Raw genomic sequence first — 1,470 nt, 5'->3', positions numbered from 1 at the left:
CGTGGGCGTTGGAAGTTTGAGTGGACCTGCTCCTAGTACGAGAGGACCGGAGTGGACGCACCTCTGGTGTACCGGTTATGACGCCAGTCGTATCGCCGGGTAGCTAAGTGCGGACGAGATAACCGCTGAAAGCATCTAAGCGGGAAACTTACCATAAGATGAGACTTCCCGGGGGTTAAACCCTCCTTAAGGTTCGTCGTAGACTATGACGTTGATAGGTCGGGTGTGGAAGCATAGTAATATGTTAAGCTAACCGATACTAATTGACCGTGAGACTTGATCCTATAACTATAAATTTTATTAAAGTATTTTAGTTACATAATTATTAACCCTGATTTATTTTCCACTGTTTTTGTTTACGCTTGGCGGCCATAGCACTTTGGACCCACCTCTTCCCATTCCGAACAGAACCGTGAAACGAAGCTGCGCCGATGATAGTGTGCATGCGCATGTGAAAGTAGGTTACCGCTAGGCATTTAATTGAAAACCCTTCCGTATACGGAAGGGTTTTTTTATATTATCAATTTAGATTAGTAAGGTTGTAATTTAGAATTTAACCAGGCTAAGTAAAACGGAACAACCCAGTTAAGCCGCTTTAATCTCTACCGGGTTTAATTCCTCGCCCCTTGGTGTGTAAAATATTCGCGTGAGCGAATATATACATAAGCGGCATAACGCAACAACATTGCTTTATCACCTGGCATTTCCGGCGAAATATCGTCGAGCTGTGTTCGATGATGCTGTAGATAAGACACTGCGAGATGTGTGTCTTGAGCTGGAGAAGTGTTACCAGTTGAAATTTCTGGAGATTGGAACAGACGAAGATCATGTTCATTTCTTAGTGCAAAGTGTTCCTTCGTAAGCTCCCCCGTCAAGTAGACATTGTCCGATAGAGATTCGGAACCCGGGTTAGCTGGTGCATGAACTGCACTGGCGGGATGTCGCCCAACGCTTCATGCGGTCGGTATTCGTTGTAATCAATCAACCACTGATCAGTGATGGCTTGAACCTGCTCAAGATTGGCAAAAAGATACGCATCAAGCACCTCATCAGTCTGGTAAGTCCGATTAAAGCGTTCGATAAAGGCATTCTGGTTTGGCTTACCTGGCTGGATATATCGGATGGCGATGCTTTTGGCCGCTGCCCATTCGGTGAACATCTGCGAGACCATTTCCGGCTCATTGTCCAGCCGTATGGCATTGGATACGCCATAGCAGTCAATCAGGCGGCTTAACACGCGGATCAGCCGCGCTGAAAGGATCGATGTGCCGATTTCAATGGTTAGGCACTCTCGGTTTGCTTCACCTATCACATTCAACGTTCGGAATCGTCTGCCACAGTACAAAGTATCATGCATGAAATCCAGTGCCCAGCAACAATTCGGCGCGTTGGCCAACCCCAGCGGTTGCCGAGGTCGATCCGGCAATCTCTTCCTGCTCGCCGAGGCATGTTCAAACCCATATCGCAATA

Annotated in this window: 1 protein-coding gene, 2 rRNA genes and 1 pseudogene; 3 read left to right on the top strand and 1 reads right to left on the bottom strand. The window is 47.0% G+C overall.

Annotated elements, in window-relative coordinates; translation table 11 throughout:
- The 3 genes and pseudogenes from KF839_RS14770 to tnpA all read left to right on the top strand — a co-directional run.
- Positions 1 to 284: ribosomal RNA gene (locus tag KF839_RS14770) — 23S ribosomal RNA — on the top strand; the annotation flags it as partial.
- Between the two features lie 77 nt (positions 285 to 361).
- Positions 362 to 474: ribosomal RNA gene (rrf, locus tag KF839_RS14765) — 5S ribosomal RNA — on the top strand.
- Between the two features lie 172 nt (positions 475 to 646).
- Positions 647 to 859 (top strand): annotated as a pseudogene (gene tnpA, locus KF839_RS14760) (IS200/IS605 family transposase); the annotation flags it as partial.
- Positions 860 to 871: 12 nt separating this feature from the next.
- Here the strand turns inward: tnpA and KF839_RS14755 are convergent.
- Positions 872 to 1,470 (bottom strand): integrase core domain-containing protein (locus KF839_RS14755; protein ID WP_292918590.1); only part of this gene is annotated, 599 nt, incomplete at its 5' end.

The sequence above is a fragment of the Nitrosomonas sp. genome (assembly GCF_019635155.1).
Classification (GTDB): domain Bacteria; phylum Pseudomonadota; class Gammaproteobacteria; order Burkholderiales; family Nitrosomonadaceae; genus Nitrosomonas.
This window is presented reverse-complemented; position numbering and strand designations above follow the sequence as displayed.